Here is a 22032-nt window from a genome sequence, read left to right as displayed (position 1 = left end):
ACCGTTGATACATACGCGGCCAGGGCGTTCGTTCCTCGCGAGCCCCTCATCGACCCGCGAAGAGCGGCGGACTAAGGCGTGTTGCGCAGGATGTCGACGCCGCGGCTGGCCAACCAGGGCAGCGGGTCGATCGGCTGGCCGCCGGGCAGATGGACTTCGTAGTGCAGGTGCGGGCCGGTGGAGAAGCCGCGGTTGCCGACCGTGGCGATGATGTCGCCCGCGCGGACCTGCTGGCCGACCGTGGCGAGGATATCGTTGACGTGGCCGTAGACGCCGATGGTGCCGTCGTCCTGCTGCACCCGCACCCACATGCCGAAACCGCTGGCCGGTCCGGCCTCGATCACGACGCCGTCGGTGACCGCGGCGATCGGCGTGCCGATCGCGTCGGCCAGGTCGAGGCCCGCGTGCAGCGAGCCCCAGCGCTCGCCGAAGGTGGAGGTCAGGATGCCCGCGATCGGGCGAACGGTCTTGGGGCGGGCCGCTTCGACGGCGAAACGATTCTGCTCCCACACGACGGCCTCCGGCACGATCTGCGGCATCTGCGCCTCACGCGGGGTGAAGGCAGTGAACGCGACCTGCTGTGTGGCGTCGGCGGAGGCGGGGGTTCCGGCGGTCAGGTGGCCGGAGGTGGTGGTCGAGTGCTGATCGGCGGCGGCTAGCACGCCGAGCGAGGCGCTGACGACCGCGGACACGGCCACCGCGCGGGTGGCGGCACGGTGGCGTCGAGTCCGGGTCGCGCCCCGACGAGAAGATAACGGAACGGTCACGGGCATGGAACGAACGTACGGGAGGTTAACGCGAGCTCCGCAATCCTGTGGTTACCGTCACAGGTCGGAAAAGCCCAGTTCGGGTATTACAAGTGTGTAACGCGATCGCGCGCCTCCGATGTTCACCTGGGGGAATTCCGTAGGGCGCCGAGTTGACCAAATGGTCGCTCGGTGATCACACTATTTCAGTGGCGACTAATGGAGTCCGCGCCCTCATGGCGCTGTCCGACCCGACCCGCCGCGCCATCTTCGAGGCGCTGCCGCAGGCTCCGCGCGCGGTCGGCGAACTGGCGGAACTCACCGGGGTGACCAGCTCGGCGGTCTCGCAGCACCTGCGGGTTCTCCGCGAGGCGCGCCTGGTGATGATGCGTCCGGAAGGTAACCGCCGGCTGTACTCGCTCGACCCCCGTGGTCTCGGCGACGCCCGCGACTATCTCGATCAGTTCTGGCCGAGTGCGCTCGCTGCCTACTCGGCGGCGTTGCAGACCGCGCGGACCGACGGCAGAGTTTGAGCGCGATCAATCTGCGCGGCGTGCATCGAGAACCGAGTCTGCCGAGCCGACCGGTGGATGCCGATGATGCGGTTGTGGTGCGGGCCTGCCGACGGTGGGTGGGGCCGTCAGCCGACGCGACGATAAGGAGTGCGGCGGGACTGGGTGGCGGACGCGTTGTTGAGCTGCTTGTCGACCGCGTTGATGACCTCGGTGACACCGATCCGCAGCAGCCCGGGGTCGGGGGTGTCGGCGTACGGGTCGCCGAGCTGACCTGCCCAGAGCACGGCGTGCCGGTTCAGCAGGTGCGGGGGTGGTCCGCCCCAGCGTGGCGGCGTCGGGCCGAACAGCAGCACGGTGCGCGTACCGAAGGCGGTGGCCAGGTGGGCGACCCCGGTGTCGCCGCTGATCACGAGCCCGGCCTCGGCGATCGTCGCGGCCAGTTCGATGAGGTTCTGATCGCCGGCGAGGACTCGGCTGATCGGCAGCCCGGCCCGCGCGGCGATGTTCAGCGCGACTTCCCGTTCGTATTCATCGCCGGTCAGCACCACCTCACGACCGAGCACCAGCAGATGCCGAACGACAGCGGCGAACCGATCGGCCGGCCAGCGCCGCGCAGGCGCACCCGCACCGACGTGTACGACGACGCAGTCGCGGTGGCTCGTGGTCGCCACCGGTGGCACCAGCCCCAGATTGCGCCGGTCGGCGACGATCCCGTCGGATTCGAGCAGGTGGCACCAGCGGTCCACGTGATGCATATCCGTCTGCCACTCGGGGCCGGACAGTTCGGGGAACGCCGGGTTGCGGTAGCTGAGGATCCGGCCCGGGGCCGTCTTCTCCAGCTGCACAATGCTTTCGGTGCTGGGCCCGTGCAGGTTGACGGCGAGCTGCGGGCCGGGCGCGTCCCAGCGCAGACCGCCGATTTCGGCGGTGGGAACCATCGTGTCCACGGACGCGATCAGGTCGACGATCGGCTTCAGCCGGTGCGGCGCGGCGAGTGCGATGTGGTCGTGCGGCCTTGCCCGGCGCAGCGCACGCAGCGCCGGGACCGCAGTGAGTAGATCACCAAGGCCCCGTGCCTGCAGCACGAGTACAACCGCCACCCTCTTCTCCTAGCCACCCGAGACTCACGATTCCCGACCCACCCGCTGCACCACATGGGCGTACACGACCAGAGTCACTTAGGGATTACTACCCGGCCCTGTCAGGCCATAAACCCCGGCGAGTCAGGCGTCACTCATCGCCGCTTTGTCCGCTGGCGCACTAACCTCGTGTCATGACCTCCCGGCTCAACCCGTACCTGACTTTCGGCGACACGGCCCGCGCAGCTCTGGAGTTCTACCGCGACGTGTTCGGCGGCACCCTGACCATCAGCACCTTCAGCGAGTTCAGCGACCAGGAGGCGCCCGGTGCGGACCTGGTCATGCACGGCGTCCTGGAGACCCCGAGCGGCTTCACCTTGATGGCCGCGGACACCCCGCCCGGCATGGAATACACACCGGGAAGCAGCATTTCGATCAGCCTCAGTGGTACGGACTTTGCCGAGTTGCACGGTTATTGGGACCGGCTGTCGGAGGCGGGCACGGTGTCGGTGCCGCTGGAGAAGCAGATGTGGGGGGACGAGTTCGGTTTGTGCCGAGATCGTTTCGGTGTTGCCTGGATGGTGAACATCGTGGCGCCTGCGACAGCGGACTCGGGCGTGTCGAGCACCGACGGGGTGGGCGGTTAGCGGGTCGGATCGGCCGGTGGGCGGGCTGTACGACCGGCAAGTCCACTGAACCGCAGCATTAGGCGAGCAAATATCCAGGAAACCCCGTGACGGGGCATAGCATCGGACTATGACGACAAACAGCGTGCTCGAGGGTCCTTTGCAGTCTCTTGCCCGCAGTGCGTGGCAAACCGTTCTGGTCACCGGCTTACTCTCGGTGATCCTCGGTGTGATCATTCTCGCCTGGCCCGGTGTGACCCTGCTGGCGGCGGGCATCCTTTTCGGAATCTATCTGGTGGTCAGCGGCTTTCTGCAGCTGATGGCCGCGTTCGGCGCACCGAGCAGCACCGGCATTCGCGTGCTCGCCTTCATCAGCGGCGTGCTCTCCATCGCGATCGGCGTCTTCTGCTTCCGTGACGAGCTGACTTCGATTCTGCTGCTTGCCATCTGGATCGGCATCGGGTGGCTGTTCCGCGGTGTGTCCGCGGTGGTGATCGCGATTTCCGAGCCGGACGTGCCGGGTCGCTGGCTGGCCGTCTTCTTCGGCGTGATCACCGTGATCGCCGGCATCGTGCTGATCGCCTGGCCGTTGACCTCGGTGGCCACGTTGGCAGTCGTGGTCGGCGTGTGGTTGATCGTGCTCGGGATCATGGAGGTCATCTTGGCGTTCGGCGTTCGCAAGGATGCCAAGAGGTTCCAGGGAACTGGCATCTGACAGATTCGTTCTCGGCCTGCGGCCGCCGCGTCCACTCGACGCGGCGGCCGTTGTGCGTCCGCGGGGTTGGTTCGGAGGATCTCGCCCGGATGTGCCGGCGAGTGGCTTACGCGGGATGCGAACGACAGCGGTACCGCAGTCGTGTCACGTGACGCCACTGACGACCTCCCCTTCGGTCCCGCTCGGCGAGGGACGAAGGTCCGTTCGGAGGCGCGGGGGACATGGTGGTGGAAAAGTGCGAGTGGCGCCAACCTCATGTCCCGCTAAGTGCGGCAGCAGGGTGCCCGGACGGCCTGCGGTCGGGTCAAGTCGCGGGCCGGCGCTTCCCACCGGCGCGAATAGCAGCGCCTGCTGATTCCGCCCGCGCTCTCCCGACCGACTACGGCTGCTCAGTGGCCGTCAGGATTCGAATAGCGGCTGTCCGATATACCCGCCCGGCGACGGCACCCCCGGCGGGATGACGAACACCGCTGAACCCACCGGTGTAGTCCACACGTTCAAGGCGTCGAACTCTGCGAGTCGTTGCTGGACCGGCAGGAACTGGGTGTCTACGTCGCGTTGGTAGGCGGCGAAGAGAAGTCCGGAGTTCGAGATCGTGCCCGGTGCGGGAGCGTCGTCGTAGTTGTAACCGCGGCGTAGGAAGCGCTCGCCGTCGTGGGTGTGGTGTGCGCGGGCGATGTGGGACGACGGCGGGATGACCGGGATGCCGTTGGCGTCGACGGCGGCGAAATCCGGTTCGTCGAATTCGTCGGTGCCGGTCAGCGGGGCACCGGTGGCGACGGTGCGGCCGACGGTGAGTTCCCTTCCCTCCTGGTCGATTTCGTCCCAGGTGTCCAAGGTCATCGCGATCCGGCGCAGCACGCAGGAGGTGCCGCCGGCGAGCCACGGTTGGGCGGTACCGTCGTCCCACACGAGTCGATCGAAATCGGGGCCGGGCGCGATGTTCACCGTGCCGTCGACTTGGCCCATCAGATTGCGTGGGGTGCGACCGGGGGCGGCGTTGCGGAACCCGCGCTGCACCCAGCGCACGCTGACCAGCGAGGAGACACTCCGGCACAGCACGCGCATCGCATGCGACACGGTGGTCGACTCGTCCGCGCAGACCTGCAGCAGCAGATCGCCGTCGCTCCAGGCGGTTTCGAGACGGTCGATGTCGAACGACGGTAGCGGCCGAAGCCAGGACGGGCGGCGGTGCTCCAGGCCTGCGATGGTGAACACCGCGGGGCCGAGGCCGACCGTGATGGTGAGGCTGGCAGGTCGTTGCGCCAGCTCGGGTTCCGTGTCAGCGAGAGCGGGGTTGCCTTGGGTCAGCCGGGCTGCGTCGGCGGTCCAGATCTTGAGGATGCCGATGATGTCGTCCCTGGTGCCGCCCGGCTTCAGGTCGAACGCGACGAATGCCGCCTGCGCTTGCGGATCGGTCGCGATGCCGGACTGGTGTGGTCCGTAGAACGGTTCGGTCGCCGAAGTCCGGGGCGCCTCGTCGCGGCCGGTGAGCGCGACCGCGCCCCACCCGAGACCCGTCGCGCCCGCCACGGCGGCACCGCCACCGAGCAGGCGTCGACGGTTGAGGCGTCCGGGGTGAGACTCAGCCACCGTGCGCCGGCATCTGCGCGCCGTTCGCGTGATCGGGCGCGTAATTCTCCTGGTTGCCGGAGAAATCGCGGACCTGTGCGGTGAACGTAGTCGTTGACCCGTCCTCGAAGGTGAGGGTGACGGAAGTTTCGGTACCGGTGCGCAGCGGACCGTTGAGACCCATGAACATGATGTGGTCGCCACCCGGGCGCAGCTCGGTCTTACCGTGCGCCGGGATCACGAAACCGCCCGCCTTGGGTCGCATCGTCTTCACACCGGTCGAGTCCGCGACCACCTCGTGCAGTTCGACCTGATTCGACGCCGGGCTCGTCGCCGACACGATCGTGCGCGGCTTGTCGCCCGCATTGCTGAGCTCGCCGAACGCCGCCGACATCCCACCGTCCGCCGCCTTCACCCACTGGTCCGTGACCGTGACCGAGTCGGCGGCCTTGGCTTCCGGCTTGTCGTTGGACGAACAGGCAACCAGGAGTAGTGGGGCTGCCAAAGCTGCTGCTGCGGTGCGCAGTACACGCGCTGTGGGGCGGAGATGGGTGGTCGAGTTCGTTGTGCGGATACGCATGAAAGTCTCCAATTCTTGGGAATGTTTGTCGTGAGCTGCGCGGCAGACAGTGGTGCGTCGACACGCTGCTGGTGTCGGCGAGCGAGCTGTCCGAACCCGTCCTCCGTGCGCTGCGGCGGCCTCGCCTGCCCATGCGGTCGGCGACCACGTGAGCTGCCGTGTGGACTGCGCGCTGTCGTGAGTGCTACGCACCGACCGCGCGGACCACGCCATCGACCGCTCGAGCTGCTGTGCGGACTGCGCGGGCGGTCGTACGAATTACGCGTGAGGCGCTGCACCGCCCGCCGCCACCGACCAGCCCATACCCCGGCTCTTGGTGAGCGCACTCGTGCGGGATGGTGCTGGTGCCCGTGTAGGCGGCCGCACGGGCTGCGTGGCTACCTGTGGACTGCACAGCGGCCGTACGGACTACACACGCGAGCTGTCGGACTGACCGCGAGCTGTCGCACTGACCACGAGCTGTCGCACTGACCGCAAGCCGTTGCGCCACCCGCGAGCCGTTGCACTGACTGCGCGGGTCGCGCACAGAACGGGTGAGCTGCCGCAAACCGACCGCACGGACTGTCATGGTGACCGCCTGGGCTGTCGCGCCGACCGCGCCGCTGTCGCGCCGACCGCGCCGCTGTCGCGCCGACCGCGCCGCTGTCGCAACGACTGCGCGGCTGCCACACCAACTGCGCGACCTACCGCACGAACCGGCCCGTGCTGCCGAGTCGACTGCGTGAGCTTCGCACCAGCAGTGCACGGTTGACGAACCTCGGCCCTACCAGCGCGATATGGCCCACCAGCAGTGTGCGTCGGCCAGGCGAGCTGTGATCAGCGCTGACAGGGCATGCACGTGCCGCGTATTCGCGCGAATCGCATTGTCCAGCAAGCTTTGCGTCGAGTCGGGCCTTGGCGCGAGGAGGATGGGCTCAATGGCTCAGCGGTGGCCCGCGCAAGCCGAATCCAGAGCTGAACAACAATCGTCTAGCCGGGACAAGCGGCCCGATCGGGACGGTGTAGGCGACCGCGAAAGGTACAGCGGGGCGGGTGCTGAGTACGCGGGCAGTACGGTTCGCGGCGGATATCCCGCGCGTGACAGCGATTTCGGCGCCGCGAATGAGCAGCGCGCCCACCGGAATAGCGAGGAGGTGCGCCACGCCCATGATCGCCGTCGTCCCGGCCCCGTGGTGATGACCGGGCGACATCGTCAGGGCGACATGCCCGACCGCCTGCCCGATCGTCAGCAGCGCCATCACTTCGACCAGACCGTGCCGAGTCCGCCGTGCCCCGACTGCCACACCGACCGCCGTGCACGCCGCGATCAACAAGGCGATCGAGGACTGACCCGGAGCGACAACACCCCCACCGAGGGCATGTGCCGCGATGCTCACCGCACCGGACGCGGATCCGACGAACGCACCACGCAATCGCGCTGTTGCCTCCGCCGATGTTCGCACCGCGCCATACTACTTCCGGTCGTAGGTCCGGATCGCACCGGTTTGTGCCAACCCGGTGATGCGTGACAGCCGCCACCCGGCTCGAGCGTTCAGAGCGGCCGGAATCCCGACCCGACGCCGCCGGCCTGATCGATATCGTCGAGCACCATGCCGATCTGGGTCGCCACGGCCGGATCGTGGAACGGCACCGCCGGCGGATGGCACACCATGTCGAACACCGTGACACCCCCCAATTGCACGCCCATGTGTCCGACGTTCATGCCGACCAGTCGATCGCCGATGGTGACGGGTCCGCCGGAATCGCCTGGCTGGGAACAGGATTGGTTCTGGAACCACCACCGATGCGTGTCCCACACGATTCCGCAGTTGTATCCGGAGGTCCGCCCGTTCTTACACACCACATCGCCCTGCTGCGGTGGTGCGCCGATGCCGCCGATCACGGTCGCGGCCACCTGCCGGACCGGCACCACCTTCGTTCGGTCGAACTCGAGCACCGCGTAGTCGTCCTGGTGATCGACTGCCGCGACGGTGCCGACAATCCCCGCGTCCGGCATCCGCTCCGCGCGCACCGACATCCCGATTTCCGCGCAGTGTCCCGCGGTGAGCCCGACCAGGCGATCGGTGTTGTCGTAGCCGATGGTGGTCAGCGTGCATGCCGCGCGTCCGAGCAGAATCCCCGAACCGCCGCCGAGGGATGCCGTAGGCACGGCCGCGGCGACGCCGGGTACGCCGATGACAGTGCAGGTCATGGTGACCGCGAAGAGTGCCAGGTGGATACCGAACCGTCCTAGAGCGACCATTTCGCACCCTTCATTCCGGGGATGTACCAGGTCACGTGCGGGTACTCGGTGGAGCCGATCCGATCCTTTCAGACTGGTCGGTCTCTACGCGGCGTGATAATCGTTCCGTGATCAGATCTTGGGTGAAGCGCAACCACCGCAGTGCTGCTGGTGCGTCTCCTGCCAGATGTCGTCAGTGCTGCCAATGGCGGCCGGGCAGTCGATTGCTCAGTCGACAGGGCACGCACGACTCTTGTGTTGCGTTGATCGAACGCAGCACGTCAGAGGAATTCGTCCAGATGCGCCAGTAATGCTTCCGGTCGCTCCTCGGCGATGAAATGCCCGCACTCAGGAATAGCCGCGCCCCGCACATTTTCGGCATAGTCACGCCAAATCTCCAGGGCCGGAATCTCTTCGAGGAAACTGGTCGCGCCCCAGAGGGCGAGCACCGGCATGGTGAGCAGGTGCCCCGCATCGGTGTTGTCGTGTTCGTTGTCGAGGTCGGCGGCGCGGTAATCATCGAAGCCCGCTCGCAATGCCCCGGGTGTGCTGAAGGCGCGGATGTATTCGTCGATGGCTTCGCCGGGCAGACCGTGCCGGTTGACCGTCCAGGTCTCGAAGAAATAGCGCAGGTATCCGGGGATATCATGGCCGACAAGACGTTCCGGCAGATCCGGCTGCAGATGGAACAACCAGTGGAAGTATCGGCGACCGAGTGCGGCGTCCATCCGGCGCCAGGTCTCCCTGGTGGGAATGATGTCGAGCACCACGAGCTTGCTGACCTGGTCCGGCCGGTCCAGCGCCCAGCGGTGGGCCACCCGCGCGCCGCGGTCGTGCCCGACGACGGCGGCCGAGGTGAATCCCAGCGATTCGATCAGCGCGGCCACGTCGGCGGCCATGCTGCGTTTGTCGTAGCCGGTGGTCGGTTTGTCGGTGTATCCGTAACCGCGCAGGTCGGGGGCGATGACGGTGTGGCGTTCGGCCAGCGCGGGCAGCACCTTGCGCCAGCAGTAGCCGGTCTGCGGCCAGCCGTGCAGCAACACCAGCGCGGGCCCCGAGCCGGCCCGGCGGTAGTGCATGTGAATGCCGTTGACGGTGGCTACCCCGCGGCTGATCTCGACCATACGAGCATTCTCGGTCCGCCGGACATCGGTGGCAGGGGAATCGCGCCAACTGCCGTCGTCGCCTGTTGCGGCAGCGAATGTTGGCATGGCGGACGGACTCCGGTGTTCGCCGTGATCACGACGTCGGCGGGGTGACGGTGGACGTTGCCGGGGTTGTCGACGGGGTGGGCTCTGGGGGATTGGAAGTCGTCACGGGCGGTGCGCTCGACGTGGTGACGGTCGGTGTCTCCGAGGTTGTGACGGGGGCCGGGGTGGGACGTTGCGGTTCGGGGCAGGTGCCGGTTTGTTCGCCGACGGTGTTGATTTCGGCATTGGCGCGCGGGTCGCCGGTGTAGTCGACGCGGTCGGTGCACTCGACGTAGTTGTCGGCGGGTGCCCGTGGTTCGGGGCAGGTACCGGTTTGTTCGCCGACGGTGTTGATTTCGGCGTTCGCGCGCGGGTCGCCGGTGTAGTCGATCCGATCGGTGCACTTGACGTAGTCGGGGGTCGGCCCCTGAGGTGCGGCGGCGACCTGCGGGGGTGCTGTTTGTCCAGGTGGCGGAGCTGATCGGGTGGGCGTGAGCGGCCCGCTGGTCGGCGCCGGTGTCGTCGTGGCACTCGGCAAAGGCGTTCTCGTGGCAGCGGGTTGGTCAACCGACGAACACCCGGCCAGCGCTAGGAGCGTCGCTGCGAGTGCGAATAACAGTGCCGCTGAGTGCTTCTGGGCGGGTAAGTGCGCGAGCCCGGTGCGGGACATGGCTTCTCCTGGTATCCCGATCCGATCGGCGGAACGGCCGCTGGGGTGATGGGCCGGGCAAGGCTGCGCCGCGTGCAGTCGCGTCATCATGTCCCCTCCCGCTGCCGCCTCCAGATGCCGAATCGGCAACCCGCAGAACCCTAATCGCCGGTCGCGACGGACAGCAGACACCAGAATCACGGGGTTGGCGCACCGGCCTCGGTATGCCCCACCTGCGACTACGAATATCGTGACGTCACAACGCGATTGCCGCGCGCACGAGATTGTGGTCGGACAAGCCACCGGAGTCCTCGACCACTACCTCGCGCAACGTCGCATCACGCACGACAACATGATCGATGAACTGCGACTTCGCCCCCGAGGTACGCGGCCGTGTCGGCAGGGCGTCCGACGGCGGATCGGCGATAGTGAACCCCTCGCCGAGGCTCGCCGCGACGGTCTCGCGGTCGACATTGAAATCCCCGAGTAGCACCGCCGCGTATTCCGGTGTGGCGGAAGCCACTTCGGCCAGCCGGGCGAGCTGCTTCACCCGCCGTCGATCGCCGCTGACGTGTGTCGCGATGACCACCGCGCCGCCCGCGCTGATCGCCAGCAGGCCTTTGCCGCCGTCGTCGGCGAAAGACTCGGCGGCGATCTCCCGGCTCGGTCCCTCGACGATGAGCACCAGGTGCTCACTCGGATCGCGTAGCGCACTGGCGTGCCGACGGGCGGTGGGCACCCGCGGATACTGCATGGCGTGGATCGTCCGGTCGGGCAATGCGGCCCGTAGGCTGATCAGTTGGTCACCGCTGACCTCCTGCAAGGCGATGACCTGCTCGGTCCGCGCCGTCACGTGCGCGGTCACCGCGTCGATGCGCGCCGCCTCGTCCGGCCACCGGGTGGAGACGTCCTCGTACCAATTCTCGGCGTGGATGCGGTGGAGAACGTTCCACGTAGCAACGGTGATCACAGGTCGCGATGCTAGGTCACGGCGTTCGAACGCTGTCTGGCGGAGCGGTATCCGTTCGAGTGATGCCTGGTGTACATCGGGGGAGTGCGAGGTCGGTGCGTTGTCGGTCGGGGGAGGTGTTGCGGTGTCGTGGCTTTCGGGGATGTGCTGCCACGTGCGTGAAGGCTGCCAATTATGTCCGAGGCTGCCAATCTGCGTCGCGGGCGTGACACATGCCGACGCGGTCGAGTCGGAGTAAGAAGGATCTTCTCGAGCTGTGCGGGCGCGGATCATCGGCAAAACATAACTATGCATATATTGCGATCTATGCATATGATGGGAGGCATGAGCACAGAGGCGCGAGCAAGCGAACACGGCCATGGTGCCGCGTTGTTGGGGGAGCGGTCGGAACTGATCTTCGCGATCGCCTCCGGCGTGACCTATGCCGGCGGCATGACGGCGAAGTATCTGGTGTCCGCGCCGGAGTGGGTGGCGATCGCGTTGTTCGCGGCGACCTACTTCTTCGGCGGCTACTTCACCATCCGCACCGCGGTATCCACCGTGCGCCGCGGCCGGTTCGAGGTCGACTTCCTGATGCTGGTCGCGGCGGCGGGTGCGGCCATGGTCGGCAAGTGGGCGGAAGGATCAGTACTGCTGTTCCTGTTCAGCCTCGGGCACGCGCTCGAGGAGTATGCGATGGGACGCGCCCAGCGTTCGATCGAGGCACTCGCCGAACTCGCCCCGGCGACCGCGCTCGTGCGTGCTCCCGACGGGGTGGTGCGTGAAGTCGAGGTGAACGACCTCGTGATCGGCGATGTGGTTGTCGTGCTGCCGAATTCGCGGCTCGCCGCGGACGGTGTAGTGGTCGACGGTGTGAGCAGCGTCGACGAGTCGTCGGTGACCGGTGAGAGTATTCCGGTAGAGAAGGCGCCGATCGCCGACGCCGGGGCCGCGTTGGCGAGTGGCACAGCCGTGCCGGAATCGCATCGAGTGTTCGCAGGCACGATGAACGGCGCCGGGGCGATGGACGTCCTGGTGACCAGCCGCGCCGGGGACAGCATGCTCGCCAGGGTCATCACGATGGTGCGCGAGGCCGACACCCAGAAGTCGCCGACGCAGCGGTTCATCGACCGATTCCAACTGTTCTACGTGCCCGTTGTGCTCGCCGGAGTGCTCGGCGTGCTGGCCTTCGGCGTGTTCGCTGCGGCAGAGCCGTTCGCCGACAGCTTCTATCGCGCCATGGTGGTACTGGTCGCGGCCAGCCCCTGTGCGCTGGCGATCGCGACGCCGAGCGCGGTACTCGCCGGAATCGCCCGCGCCGCGCAGGCCGGTGTCCTCGCCAAGGGCGGTGGACCCCTGGAGACCCTCGGCCGGGTGCGGTCGATGGCGTTCGACAAGACCGGCACCCTCACCTGGGGACAGCCGAAGGTCACCGACATCGTCCCGGCCCGTCCGGAACTGCGCGACGAACTGATCAGCACGTTGTTCGCGGTCGAGTCCTACAGCGACCATCCGCTCGCCGGTGCCATCACCCGTGATCTCGCGCTGCTGGTGCCCGCGGGCACCGAACGAACCACGACCTCCGTGAATTCGGTGACCGGACGCGGCATCACCGCCCTGGTCGACGGCCACACCACCGAGGTCGGCAACCGCACCATGTTCTTCGAGTTGGACCCCGAGGGCGTGCCGAGCGAGATCGCCCGGACCGTCGACGAGCTACACGAGCGTGGACGCACCACGATGATCGTCCGGCACGCGGGCGTGTACCTGGGTGTCGTCGGCGTCATGGACATCCCGCGCGCCGAAGCAGCACCGGTGGTCGCTCGACTGCGCGAACTCGGCATCGACGACATCGTCCTCATCTCCGGCGACAACCAGCGCGTCGCCGACGCCGTAGCCGCGGACATGGGTCTGAACGCCGCACACGGCGGACTGCTGCCCGAAGACAAGGTCACCATGATCGGCAAACTCGGCGGTCGCAACGGCACCGCCATGGTCGGTGACGGCGTCAACGACGCCCCCGCCATGGTCAACGCCTCGGTCGGCATCGCCATGGGCGCGAGCGGTTCCGCCGTCGCGCTGGAAACCGCCGACATCGCGCTGATGGTCGACGACATCGGGCGCCTGCCCTTCGCCGTAGCCCTGAGCCGCCGCACCGCCCGCATCATCCGCCAAAACCTGACCTTCTCCCTCCTGATAGTCCTCGCCCTCGTCCCCGCCACCCTCCTCGGCCTCCCCATCGGCCCAGCCGTCTTCATCCACGAAGGCTCCACCCTCCTCGTAGTCGCCAACGCCCTCCGCCTCCTACGCTTCGCCCGCGGCGCCGAGCACGAAGGCATCACCCACGAGCCCCGCCCCTCCACATAAACGCGGATACCGAGCTCCCGTCCGACGTGGTCGCCGAACGGGACTCGGCTGTGTCCATGGGCGAGTGAGCTCACCATCGTGTCCCGTCGCACCCTCGGGGCTGAGTGGTCCGCGACTTCCGTTGGCCGCTTGCTGCAAGCAAGAGGGTGTCGACCCCGGCATAGCGCGCTGGAACCCGAGTCAGCCGCCGTCGTGCCCCGTTCGGGCCGAGCTCGGACGGGACATGACTGCGCGGAACGACGAGTGAACCCGTCGTGATGTCCCCTTGGTGGCCCGCGGTGAGTGGGCTGGGCGTGGAACGGGATATGGGGGCGATAGCTGGCTGGCAGGTAATGCGGACTACTAGGTGGCGGAAACGCGAGACCGTGCAGGGCTGGTAGCAGGGTGTGCCAGCAGTGGGTGCGAGCAACGCGGCGTGGCGGACACGACGACGGTGGCAGGGCATCGTCGTGGCGAGTGGCGAGTGGCGAGTGGGGCGTCGACACGGAATCTCCACATTTGGTGCCGGACCTCTCCACAGGGGGTGGCTAGGGTTCCGAGCATGGAACAGAGCGGAGCGGCCGGGGGACAGGTGGCGCGGCGGATTCTGGTGGTCGACGATGAAGTGACCATCGCGGAGTCGGTGGCGGCGCGGCTGCGGGCCGAAGGGTTCACGGTGGATTTGGCGCACGACGGGCCTGCCGCGGTGGCCGCGGCGTCGTCGCTCGCACCCGATCTGGTGGTGCTGGATGTGATGCTGCCGGGTTTCGACGGGCTCGAGGTGTGTCGACGGATCCAAGCGGAACGTCCGGTGCCGGTGCTGATGTTGACCGCACGTACCGACGAGACCGACCAACTCGTCGGCCTCGGTGTCGGCGCGGATGACTATCTGACCAAACCGTTCTCGCTGCGTGTCCTCACCGCACGGGTGCACGCACTGCTGCGCCGCATGGACCGCGCCGCCGACCGGGACGCCGATACCATCATCGTCGGCGACCTCCGCATCGATGTCGACCAGCGCCGAGTCTGGCGCGCCGACGTCGAAGCCCAGCTCACCCCACTCGAATTCGACCTCCTCGCCCGACTGGCTCGCCGCCCCCGCGTGGTCCTGGCCCGCGAACGTCTTCTCGAGGAAGTCTGGGACTGGGCCGATGCCGCGGGCACCCGAGCGGTCGACAGCCACGTCAAAGCTTTGCGGCGCAAGCTCGGCGCCGACCTGATCCGCACCGTGCACGGCGTGGGGTATGCGCTGGAAGCCCGATGAAGCGCCGCAACGCGACGAAACGATTACCACCCCGCACACGAGAAACCAAGAGGTGTGCATGAACCAGCGAACGACGCGAGGTGCAATGGGGAGTACTCGAGCTCGTGGACCGATGGAATGCCAGTGCTCCCGCACAGCGCTGGAGGCACGATGAGCACGAACCCGGCGGTACCCGACGAGGAGTTCGTACAGGGCGACCTTTCTGCGCAGAACGACAGCGCCCACAGCGCGCACGACCAGTCCGCCGTGCAGAACGACACCTCGTCTCCGGCGAAGGTTTCGGCGCCGAACGTGGGCGCGCAGCGAAGCACAGCATCGGACGACGGTTCGCTCAAACTAGACGGGACGGCCGACATTCACACGGCAGGTGTCGGACGGCGGGGCCGTGCGCGCGGCGAAGCGGATGACGACCACCCCACCGCGAGTGGCCTGAACCGCGGACGCGACGTCGGCCCCGTCCAGCGTCGTACGCTCGTGGACCGATTGCGTGCCATCTCGGACATGGTGGCCGAGGTACTCCCGCGACCGTTGGATCGAGTGCGCTCGATCAAGTTGAAGCTGGCGATTCTGATGCTGTGTGCCGGCGGGATCGCGTTCGGTTACTTTCGATTCAAGATCGGATGGCTGCCGCCGAAGACGACACTCGCCTCGGTGGCAATCGCACTGGTCGCCTCGCAGTTCCTCGCCCACGGCATCACCAGACCACTACGCGAGATGACGGCCGCGGCCAAAACGATGGCACACGGCGACTACACACGGCGGGTGCGGGCGACGTCCCGCGACGAGGTCGGGCAACTGGCCGAAGCGTTCAATCAGATGGCCGCCGATCTGGCCGCCGCCGACCAGCAGCGCCGCGACCTCATCGCGAACGTCTCGCACGAACTCCGTACGCCGATCACTGCGCTGAACGCGCTGCTGGAGAACGTCGTCGACGGCGTCTCCGAGCCGGACCCGAAAACGCTGCGCACCGCCCTCGCGCAGACCGAGCGGCTGAGCCTGCTGGTCTCCGAACTGCTCGACCTGTCCAGCATCGAGGCGGGCGCCTTCCCGCTCGACCGCGAAAGTCTCGACGTCGCACCGCTGTTGGCCGAGGTCGTCGCCGAGGCGGACGTCGCCGCCGCGGCACTCGGCCGTGGCGTGCGATTCACGACCGACGTGCAGCCCAGCACTATACGCGTATTCGCCGACAGTGCACGTTTGCATCAAGTGCTACTCAACCTGCTCGACAACGCCGCCCGGCACGGCCCGGCCGGGGGCGAGGTTCGGGTGACGGCCCGCAGGCAGTCCGGCAAGTTGGTGATCGAGGTAGCCGACGACGGCCCCGGTATCCCACCGGCCGAACGCGCCCGCGTCTTCGACCGTTTCACCCGGGGCGGCCGCACCGACGGCGGTGGCACCGGTCTCGGCCTCGCCATCTCCCGCTGGATCGTCGACCTGCACGGCGGCACCATCGCCGTTGCCGACCCCGGCTCCCGTATCCGCGTGGTCCTACCCGGCCACTGACCCCAGCCCTACCCGCCGACCCGGACCCAGCAGGGCCCGCGGGGCGATCCCGCACACCCACAGAAAGCGAATCATGCCCGATAAACCCGCAGCGCCGATACCGCCGGAAGCGGACAAGTCCGCGGCTTCCCAACCCCGGACCCCGGCACCCGACTCACCGCTGGGAGCGCTACTGACCGCCGACCAGCCGGTGCCCGCAACCCCTACTGGCCCGCAACCCGTTCCCGCGTATCCCGAGTACCCGATACGGCAGGTAGCGCAACCGCCGGCGAAATGGCGCCGCGTCGTCTGCCCGCCCGGCGTCCTGCCTGCGGCCTGTCTCACGGGCTTCGCCGGCGCGATGTTGATTCCGTTGGACCGTCCAGGAATCGGCTGGTTGCTCGCCGGATCGGTGGGCGTCGGCGCGGTGCTCATGGTGGATCGCAACGCGCGCAAGTCAGTGCCTGACTCCGCCGAAGCGCCGGCATCCATCGAAAGCGGCGGAAGCGGAACTGAAGTCGAAGCGGCCGGTCCGTCACAGGGTGTGCAGGCGACATCGTCGGCCGCTGCGTCGAATCCCGGAGGGGAGGATTCGACGCGTGGCGCGCGGGCCGAGAGATCCGACGCGCGAGCCGACCAGAGCTCTGAACCCGGCACGCACAAGGGTTCGGACGGAGCGAAGTCGCAACCCGATGAGCTCAGGAAGTCCACCCGGTCGGGAGCGGCAATCCCGGCAGACGACAGCGATTCGAAACTAGATGCAGCGGTGTCGAAGTCTGGTGTTTCACCGACACGCGCTGCTGGTACTGCCGATCTTGCGGGTGCAGGTGGTGCTGCCGAGGACACCGATGCACGCGTCGCACCGCTGGCTGCGACGGATTCCGCCACTGCTGAGGACGCCACTACTCGGGAGGTGAAATCTGCGGAGACGGAGTCGCCCTCCAGTCAACCCGGCGAGCTGGCCGATGCGAGCTCGCGCACGGCGGTGGGTTCCCGCATCGATGGTGCGAAGTCAGATCCTGTCGATGCCGCCGAACCGGAGGGCACTCGGCAAGAGTCGGCCATCCGTCGCCGACTCGGCGAGCACGGCGCTCGAAACTTCTGGACCGGAATGCTGCTGGCCCTCTTGGCGGTGGGCACTTTCCGCGCGGCGGGCTGGTTGTTCACCCTGTGCGTACTGGCAGCGTGTGTAGCCGGGTCGCTGGCGGTGGTGGGGCGGCGTTCGGTGCATGGTGTCCTCTATGACGTGATCGCTTGGCCGCTCGCGTCGTTGAGCAGTGTGCCGTGGGTGTATGCCGGGGCCAAACAGATGCGTGGCAGTAAGTCGCGGCGGGAGCAGGGGGTTGTGCTGTCGGTGGTGGTGACCATCGCGTTGCTCGCGGTGTTCATCCCGTTGCTCGGTGGCGCCGATGCGACGTTCGCGAAGCTGCTGGAGCCGCTGACACCGGAGATCGCGACGGACCGGGTCGTCCAGAAGATCGTGCTGTTCGTGGTGGTCGGGCTCGCTGCGGTCGGTGCACTGTATGTGCTGGCCGGACCGCCGCAGCCCGCAACGGAATCGGGGAACGAGCCGGTTCGGACGCTGCGCCGCGTGGAGTGGGCACTCCCGGTGAGCGCACTCACCGTCTTGTTCGCGGTGTTCGTCGGCGCGCAGTTCGTGGCGCTGTTCGGTGGCGACGACTACGTGCAGCGCACGGCGGGTCTCACCTACGCCGAGTACGCGCGCACGGGATTCTGGCAGCTGTCGCTGGTCACCATCCTCACCCTCGCGGTGATCCTGGTGGTGCTGCGCTGGGCCGGGCAGGAGTCGGCGGCGGACCGCTTGTGGTTGCGTGTGCTGCTGTCCGCAGTGAGCGTGCTCTCGCTGGTGATCGTCGCCTCCGCCCTCGGGCGCATGTGGACTTATCAGCAGGCGTACGGCTTCACGTTGCTCCGGTTGCTCGTCGAGGTCTGCGAGCTGTGGCTCGGTCTTGTCTATCTGCTGGTGCTCGCCGCAGTGTTCAGCCTGCGCCGGATGTGGTTGCCGCGCGCGGTCATCGGCACCGCCATGGCCACCTTGCTCGCGCTGGCCGTGCTGAATCCGGAGCGACTGATCGCCGACCAGAACATCGACCGCTGGGAACGCGGGAAGCCGCTCGACACCAGCTACCTGTCCGAACTGTCGACCGACATCCTGCCTGCGATCGATCGTCTCCCGGAACCGATGCGCACCCAAGTGCGCGAGCGGGTCCGCGCCCAGCTCGATGCCGACACCTGGCAGAGCTGGAACCTCTCCCGCTCGGACGCCGCTCGCTGACCACGGGCGAATGTGCGCTCGGCGGTTTCCATGAATCGGCTCTCGCGGAGATCGTGCCAGCCTGACACCAGGGCGTGTGCCGAGCTCTGTGACGCCGCGCGCATCGTCACCGAACGGAGTCAGGGCCGCAATTTGGTTCGGCTGCGACGAGCTTCGATCCGATGTCGACGAGCGGGCGGCTCAGCCCTTCCGCTCGTCGCCGGAGAGGAGCATCCGGGGGCGGAGCGGGCGGCTGGTCGGAGCGCGCCTCGGTAGGGGTCGACGTGCACGCGGCCGGGCGGGTGTTTGCGACTCGTAAAGCTAGCTTCCTGCCCCTAGTGCACGCGCGACGGCATCGGCCGGATCGTTCGCTGAAATGCTTGCGTCCAAAGGGTTTCCGTCGGCATCGAGTAGCTGCCAACCGCCGAGTGCGACGACCGGGATGCCGCCGCGATGTCGAGCGAGAGCGAGTTCCGACAGCGTGCCCCACGATCCGCCGATGATGATCACCGCGTCCGCGGACGCCACCAGGATCGCGTTGCGCGCCTCACCCATACCGGTGAACAGCACCGCCGACAATCCGGCGCACACCGCCCCTCGCTCGGTATCCGGCCGCACCCCGATCACGAGCCCGCCCGCACCGGATGCGCCCTCCGCCACCGCGGCCATCACCCCGCCGCCCCCGCCGCACAGCACGGTCACCCCGGCCTCGGCCAGCAACCGACCGACCGTCCGCGCCCACTGCGCCTCGACGTCACTGCATTCCCTCGGTCCACACACCGCGACTTGCCGCACCGGCCACCCTCCTCGAATCCGAGCGGGACAGCACCGAGGGAGTTACTCGATCGTTGCCGCCGCCATGTCCATCCGGCAGCGTATCGACGTGCCGGCGGAGAGTGGGCGGGTCGGCACGGCCATGCCCGGTATCGCATGCGACGGAACCGGCTCGTGACGCGGTAGCTGTTGCGGCGAATCGCGGGTTCGCGCTCCGCCCGACACCGACCGGTGAAGCGCGCCAAGGAAACCGGCAGAGTGGTCTGTAGCTCATTCGACCGGCACGCCGTGCAAAGGTGTGCAATGTTGTTACTGCGCAACGGCATTGAGGGGTGTCCGGCGGCGCTGAGTAGGCACCGGTAAAGGGGGTGCGGCGCAATGATGTCGTCGTCCAACGTCTCCGGGGGGAGTGCCGCCGCGCAGCGCAGGCGGCACACGGCAGCAGAACCGTTGTGGCCGGGCATGATTCCGCCACCACGACCCCAACGCTGGCACGCACAGCGCAGAGGGCGACCTTTCCTGGTCGGCTCGGCCGCGGTGGTCGGATCGATGGCGGCGGTGGCAGTAGTGCTGGTCTACACGGCGGCCGCGAGCCCGCCGCGACAGTCGGCCACCTATGTGGATCCGGTGCTCGGCGGCGCACCCGCCTGCCAGCCGACCAGGAACGATCAGCTGGTGCGCGGCAACGGAACCGGCTCGACCGCTTCGGGACCCGACGTCATCCTGGCCTTCCAATACGCCTACTACGTGTCCCGATCCGGCACCGACGCCCGAGCCGTGACCACCCCGGACGCGGCCGTCCCCTCGGTCGAAGTGATCAGCGCGGGCATCAACTCCGTCCCCGCGGGCACCCAGCACTGCGTACTGGTCAGCCCCATGGCAGACGGCCGGTTCGACGTGGTCATCACCGAAATCCGCCCCACTGCCGCAATCCGCACCTACCGCCAGTTCGTCACGGTCACAGCCGGTTCGGGACCGGTATCCATCGTGAAGATCGCACCACCCTCCTGACCGACCTGACCGGGACATATGATTCGTCGCAGGATCTGAACGTGGGGGTGCAGGGTGGATTTTCCGATCAGGCAGCGACGCGCGGCACTCGGTCGCAAGCTCCGGGGACGTCTGACGACCGCCGTGACCCTGACAGCTGTCGCGCTGAGCCTGGTGAGTTGCGAGACCGAGCCCGCCCGTCCTCCCGCGCCACCGGACATCGTCTACGGGGCGGCGCGACCGGCGGGTGACAAGCTGGAGGTCACCCTCACCGACAGAGGGGTGCCCACCGTGTGGCCCGATGCATGTACGACGCTGAAAGAGGAGGAGATCAGGGCGATCCTGCCGCAGGCGGCGATGATCCAGCGGACTCCGGAACCGATCAAATTTCTGCCGAGCTTCAAAGTCCGGCCAGACGGGAGTTTCGCGGGCGGCCACTCACTCGATGCGCCACGAGGAAGCTGTGTGTTCGGGTTCGATCTGCCCAGCGAGTACGCCGAGCAGCGGAGCACTTCCGCGATCACGGTAACGCTGACAGCTGTCGGCAGCCCGGAAGCCATTGCCGAGTATTACGACGACCGGGCACGGGAGCACCGCGACTACATCGACTTCGCCGAGGTCGGCGCCGTCTGGGGTGCTGAGGCGTGCTTCCTGAAGATCGAGGGAGCGCACTGCCGCAACGGACGCTTCTACTTCGAGGTAAAGCCGTGGACCACGCGGTGGCGCTTGGGCCAGCAGGAGGGCGAGGACAAGCTGATCTTCTGGCGCGACAAGGTCGTACCGCACCTCGTCACCACCTTGACCGCGCGACTGAGCTGACCTTGGACCGCCCGCCCACCGCTTACGTCGAAACGATCGCCAGCTGCCGCGACTGAGCGACCAAAACCCCGGTGCTGTCCCAGATCTCGAAGTCCTCGTCGTGGAACCCGTCCATCAGATAGTTGGTGGACACCCGACACGCCAGCCAACCGGGTGCGGGACGTTTGCGGATATGAACGGTCAGTTCTATCGTGGCCGACCCGGAGACCCCGAGGTCGAAAACGATCGGCGCGGCGGCGTCGACCAGGCACGCGAGAGCGATCGGATCGGCCGCACGGCCATCGGCCAGCCGCATCCAGAACTCGGCGGCCGTGGTGCCGCCGGGCTCACCGCGCCAGAACCCGGGTACCTCCGGCATCCGGATCTCGACCCTTTCGAAGAGCGACGGCGGCTTGCTCGGATAACTGTCGGCGGGATCGAAGCACTGCTCCGGCGGCGGCAACACCGGCGGTTCACCGCGGATCAGCGTCGGCCCTTCCGCGGCCGCCAGATCGGTGAAAGTGGCCAGCACACGCAGGATTTCGCGGTCATCGCGCAGCAGCGTCGCCTGACCGGTCGCGGTGCGGCGCCCGACCCGGGCGATCTCGGTGGTGATCCGCGCGGGCCCGGGACTGCCTGGGCGCAGGAAATGTGCTGACGCAGACAGCAAATCAGGCTGCGGCAACTCGCGCCGTAGTGCCTGCAAACAGCTGGCAAGCAGATACCCTCCATTCGAAGTGCCGATGAAGGTGGTCCACCGGTCCGACAACGTCAGCCCGAACTCATGCTCCCCAACCGGTTCGCTGGTCGTATCGCGGTCGAATACGAAACCCGCCGTAGTAGTCATCCCACGATCCTGCCTGTCGAACGGGGCTGGGGCGAGCGCGCACTCGATTTTCGCGGCCTTACCGCCCGCTCGAAAACTAGCCAGTCCTTTGCTGGCAGCAGTACGAAGTACTCGGTGAGGACCGATGGATGTGCGCTCCCGGCGAACGGCGAGCGCCCCGGCGAAAGGAGAAACAGATGCAGACAGTTGCCATGGATGCGGGTATCGCTGAGTGCGGGATCGATCCCGGCCCGATGTCGGCCGCGCGGGCTCACCGAGCCATGCAGATCCATTTGGACTGTTCGGTGGACATCTGCCGGGTCCGCCGGCGCGCCCGCAGCACCCTCGTCCAGGACGGTCTGATGGTCCTCGACCCGCGCGCTGACCGTTAGCCGAGAAATCGGCAAGAGATCCGACCCATCCGGGTCACCGACC

The 22032-nt window shown here is 67.5% G+C and carries 21 protein-coding genes; 10 read left to right on the top strand and 11 right to left on the bottom strand.

The window, feature by feature from the left end; all coding sequences use genetic code 11:
- Positions 1-71: 71 nt before the first annotated feature.
- Entirely contained in the window at positions 72-773 is a 702-nt protein-coding gene (locus DMB37_RS01520; RefSeq protein WP_135231092.1) for a M23 family metallopeptidase, read from the bottom strand.
- 209 nt (positions 774-982) lie between these two features.
- Between DMB37_RS01520 and DMB37_RS01515 the strand changes: the two genes are divergently transcribed.
- Positions 983-1279, top strand: coding sequence for a metalloregulator ArsR/SmtB family transcription factor (locus DMB37_RS01515; protein WP_240772470.1), 297 nt, complete (start codon positions 983-985; stop codon positions 1277-1279).
- Positions 1280-1386: 107 nt separating this feature from the next.
- On the opposite strand, the gene DMB37_RS01510 is transcribed toward DMB37_RS01515, so the two are convergent.
- On the bottom strand, positions 1387-2361 hold the full coding sequence (locus DMB37_RS01510; RefSeq protein ID WP_135231090.1) for a glycosyltransferase family 9 protein: 975 nt from the start codon (positions 2359-2361) through the stop codon (positions 1387-1389).
- Between the two features lie 173 nt (positions 2362-2534).
- Between DMB37_RS01510 and DMB37_RS01505 the strand changes: the two genes are divergently transcribed.
- Both DMB37_RS01505 and DMB37_RS01500 read left to right on the top strand, forming a co-directional pair.
- The gene (locus tag DMB37_RS01505; protein WP_135231089.1) at positions 2535-2987 is read left to right on the top strand and encodes a VOC family protein; all 453 of its coding nucleotides are present in this window, start codon (positions 2535-2537) and stop codon (positions 2985-2987) included.
- Positions 2988-3096: 109 nt separating this feature from the next.
- Positions 3097-3681: an HdeD family acid-resistance protein gene (locus tag DMB37_RS01500; RefSeq protein WP_135231088.1), complete on the top strand. Its 585-nt coding sequence runs from the start codon at positions 3097-3099 to the stop codon at positions 3679-3681.
- A gap of 399 nt (positions 3682-4080) precedes the next feature.
- Here DMB37_RS01500 and DMB37_RS01495 read toward each other — a convergent pair whose 3' ends face one another.
- The 7 genes from DMB37_RS01495 to DMB37_RS01465 form a co-directional block, all read right to left on the bottom strand.
- On the bottom strand, positions 4081-5274 hold the full coding sequence (locus DMB37_RS01495) for a Dyp-type peroxidase (protein ID WP_135231087.1): 1194 nt from the start codon (positions 5272-5274) through the stop codon (positions 4081-4083).
- The gene (locus DMB37_RS01490; protein WP_135231086.1) at positions 5267-5833 is read right to left on the bottom strand and encodes a copper chaperone PCu(A)C; all 567 of its coding nucleotides are present in this window, start codon (positions 5831-5833) and stop codon (positions 5267-5269) included. The genes DMB37_RS01495 and DMB37_RS01490 overlap by 8 nt, the downstream gene beginning before the upstream one ends.
- Positions 5834-6747: 914 nt before the next feature.
- Positions 6748-7275: a hypothetical protein gene (locus DMB37_RS01485; protein ID WP_240772191.1), complete on the bottom strand. Its 528-nt coding sequence runs from the start codon at positions 7273-7275 to the stop codon at positions 6748-6750.
- 89 nt (positions 7276-7364) lie between these two features.
- Positions 7365-8075 (bottom strand): S1 family peptidase, encoded by a 711-nt coding sequence (locus DMB37_RS01480; RefSeq protein ID WP_240772190.1) that lies wholly within the window; start codon positions 8073-8075, stop codon positions 7365-7367.
- A 260-nt stretch (positions 8076-8335) separates the two neighbouring features.
- Positions 8336-9178 (bottom strand): alpha/beta fold hydrolase, encoded by an 843-nt coding sequence (locus tag DMB37_RS01475; RefSeq protein ID WP_135231085.1) that lies wholly within the window; start codon positions 9176-9178, stop codon positions 8336-8338.
- Between the two features lie 115 nt (positions 9179-9293).
- A complete protein-coding gene (locus DMB37_RS01470) occupies positions 9294-9782 on the bottom strand; it encodes a hypothetical protein (RefSeq protein WP_135231084.1) in 489 nt (162 codons plus the stop codon).
- A gap of 367 nt (positions 9783-10149) precedes the next feature.
- Positions 10150-10863 carry an endonuclease/exonuclease/phosphatase family protein gene (locus tag DMB37_RS01465; RefSeq protein WP_135231083.1) on the bottom strand — a complete coding sequence of 238 codons (714 nt, stop codon included), beginning with the start codon at positions 10861-10863 and terminating at the stop codon, positions 10150-10152.
- Between the two features lie 324 nt (positions 10864-11187).
- Between DMB37_RS01465 and DMB37_RS01460 the strand changes: the two genes are divergently transcribed.
- The 4 genes from DMB37_RS01460 to DMB37_RS01445 all read left to right on the top strand — a co-directional run bounded on the left by DMB37_RS01460 (position 11188) and on the right by DMB37_RS01445 (position 18230).
- Positions 11188-13209, top strand: a complete 2022-nt coding sequence (locus DMB37_RS01460; protein ID WP_240772189.1) for a heavy metal translocating P-type ATPase — start codon at positions 11188-11190, stop codon at positions 13207-13209.
- A 541-nt stretch (positions 13210-13750) separates the two neighbouring features.
- A complete protein-coding gene (locus DMB37_RS01455) occupies positions 13751-14452 on the top strand; it encodes a response regulator transcription factor (protein WP_135231081.1) in 702 nt (233 codons plus the stop codon).
- Between the two features lie 501 nt (positions 14453-14953).
- On the top strand, positions 14954-15955 hold the full coding sequence (locus DMB37_RS01450; protein ID WP_135237269.1) for an ATP-binding protein: 1002 nt from the start codon (positions 14954-14956) through the stop codon (positions 15953-15955).
- Positions 15956-16847: 892 nt separating this feature from the next.
- Positions 16848-18230 carry a DUF4153 domain-containing protein gene (locus tag DMB37_RS01445; protein ID WP_240772188.1) on the top strand — a complete coding sequence of 461 codons (1383 nt, stop codon included), beginning with the start codon at positions 16848-16850 and terminating at the stop codon, positions 18228-18230.
- A 300-nt stretch (positions 18231-18530) separates the two neighbouring features.
- Here DMB37_RS01445 and DMB37_RS01440 read toward each other — a convergent pair whose 3' ends face one another.
- Positions 18531-19004: an LOG family protein gene (locus DMB37_RS01440; protein ID WP_135231080.1), complete on the bottom strand. Its 474-nt coding sequence runs from the start codon at positions 19002-19004 to the stop codon at positions 18531-18533.
- A gap of 357 nt (positions 19005-19361) precedes the next feature.
- On the opposite strand from DMB37_RS01440, the gene DMB37_RS01435 reads away from it, so the two are divergent.
- Both DMB37_RS01435 and DMB37_RS01430 read left to right on the top strand, forming a co-directional pair.
- Positions 19362-19994 (top strand): hypothetical protein, encoded by a 633-nt coding sequence (locus tag DMB37_RS01435; RefSeq protein WP_240772187.1) that lies wholly within the window; start codon positions 19362-19364, stop codon positions 19992-19994.
- Between the two features lie 123 nt (positions 19995-20117).
- Positions 20118-20792 carry a hypothetical protein gene (locus DMB37_RS01430; RefSeq protein WP_135231079.1) on the top strand — a complete coding sequence of 225 codons (675 nt, stop codon included), beginning with the start codon at positions 20118-20120 and terminating at the stop codon, positions 20790-20792.
- Positions 20793-20814: 22 nt separating this feature from the next.
- On the opposite strand, the gene DMB37_RS01425 is transcribed toward DMB37_RS01430, so the two are convergent.
- Positions 20815-21618, bottom strand: a complete 804-nt coding sequence (locus DMB37_RS01425; RefSeq protein ID WP_135231078.1) for a thioesterase family protein — start codon at positions 21616-21618, stop codon at positions 20815-20817.
- 176 nt (positions 21619-21794) lie between these two features.
- Here DMB37_RS01425 and DMB37_RS01420 point away from each other — a divergent pair, with 176 nt between their 5' ends.
- Positions 21795-21989 (top strand): hypothetical protein, encoded by a 195-nt coding sequence (locus tag DMB37_RS01420; RefSeq protein WP_135231077.1) that lies wholly within the window; start codon positions 21795-21797, stop codon positions 21987-21989.
- Positions 21990-22032: the final 43 nt, after the last annotated feature.

The sequence above is a fragment of the Nocardia sp. CS682 genome (assembly GCF_004634405.1).
In the GTDB taxonomy this organism is placed as follows: Bacteria; Actinomycetota; Actinomycetes; order Mycobacteriales; family Mycobacteriaceae; genus Nocardia; species Nocardia ninae.
This window is presented reverse-complemented; position numbering and strand designations above follow the sequence as displayed.